Genomic DNA, 1,381 nt, shown 5'->3' with positions numbered 1-1,381 from the left:
GGCGCGGGCGGCGTCCAGCCGCTCGATGCGCGGGGTGTCGATCCGGCCCGGCAGCAAGGTGTTGACCGTCACGCCGTTGGCCGCGACCTCGCCCGCCAGGGTCTTGGCCCAGGCCGCCACCGAAGCGCGCAGGGTGTTGGACACGCCCAACGTCCCGATCGGCTCAATCACGCTGGTCGAGGCGACGTTCAGCACGCGCCCCCAACCCATGGCCCGCATCCCCGGCATGACCCGGTCGGTCAGGCGGAAGACCGACAGCACCATGGCCTCGAACTGATCGCGCCAGACCGTCGGGTCGAGACCCGCCACGCCCGACGGCGACGGCCCGCCCGTGTTGTTCAGCAGGATCTGGATCGGCCCGCCCAGCGCCGTCTCGGCGACGTCGACCGCCTTCAGCAGGGCGTCGTGGTCGGCCAGATCGGCCGGAGCGATGACCGCCTTGCCAGGCCCCATGGCGTTCAGTTCATCAGCCACGGCCTGCAGCTTGGCTGCATCACGCGACAACAGGGCCACATGCGCCCCCTCGGCCACCAGGGCCGTCGCCACCGCCCGTCCCAGGCCGCTGGAGCCGCCGCAGACCAGGGCGCGCTTGCCGGTGAGTTGAAGGTCCATGTGAGCGCTCCGCTATATGAAATGCCAGGCTCGGACATGGGCGCGAGCGCCGCCGATTGCGAGAGTCATCGACGAAAGTCGCCTCCAGACAACGCCGCCCTTCTAACGCAGAACCTCATCCGAACTGACCAGCCGCACGTCGTGCATCTGGTTCAGATAGGCCTCGTAGTAGCCCTTGTGCGAGGCGCCCACGATGGTCAGCATCCGCGTGCCCGGATAGCGCCCCAACACGTCGCGCATATTGGCGACCATGCGCAGGTTGCGGGTCTCCCAATAGCCGAGGTAGCGGCGCCCGAACGCCTCGGGCGAGGGCTCGATATGGGTCGCCCCGAAGTCCGACCGATAGACCAGCATCTGGTTCTCCGGCGTGTTGTAGGTACGGTAGACGTTCAGCAGGCCGTCGGCCTGGGTCAGGTTCTCGAACAGGGGCTGATCCATGTCCTTGCGCGCCTGGACATAGGGGTTGTCCCAGGCCGCCATGATCGCCTTGGCCTGCGCCGCCTCTTCTTCGGGACGGGTGGCGAAGTCCGCCGTGTGGTCATCCACCGCCCACAGACGCTCCTGCCCCAACCGCGCCGCAAGGACGGCCGCCAGGAGACTCGACTCATTCTTGCGCGTCATGCGCTGGTTCAGCTTGGCCGCCATGTCCGCCGTCAGGTCGTCCTGGGCCTGGCGCTCGCCCTCAGGCAGGCGCAGCCACTGCACCAGGGCCGAGGACGGCTCGCCCGCCGCGAGGAAGAGGGCCGCCAGCCGTCGCCGCTGGGCCGCC

2 protein-coding genes are annotated in these 1,381 nt (G+C 69.0%); both read right to left on the bottom strand.

Annotated features, from left to right (window positions below):
- The coding region (locus RT567_RS16890; protein WP_313577342.1) for an SDR family NAD(P)-dependent oxidoreductase at nt 1–612 on the bottom strand (612 nt) is incomplete at its 3' end.
- A 102-nt stretch (nt 613–714) separates the two neighbouring features.
- Nucleotides 715–1,381, bottom strand: a 667-nt coding sequence (locus tag RT567_RS16885) for a DUF5694 domain-containing protein (protein WP_313577341.1), incomplete at its 5' end; no start/stop codon positions are given.

It is taken from the genome of Brevundimonas sp. (assembly GCF_032107865.1).
Classification (GTDB): domain Bacteria; phylum Pseudomonadota; class Alphaproteobacteria; order Caulobacterales; family Caulobacteraceae; genus Brevundimonas.
This window is presented reverse-complemented; position numbering and strand designations above follow the sequence as displayed.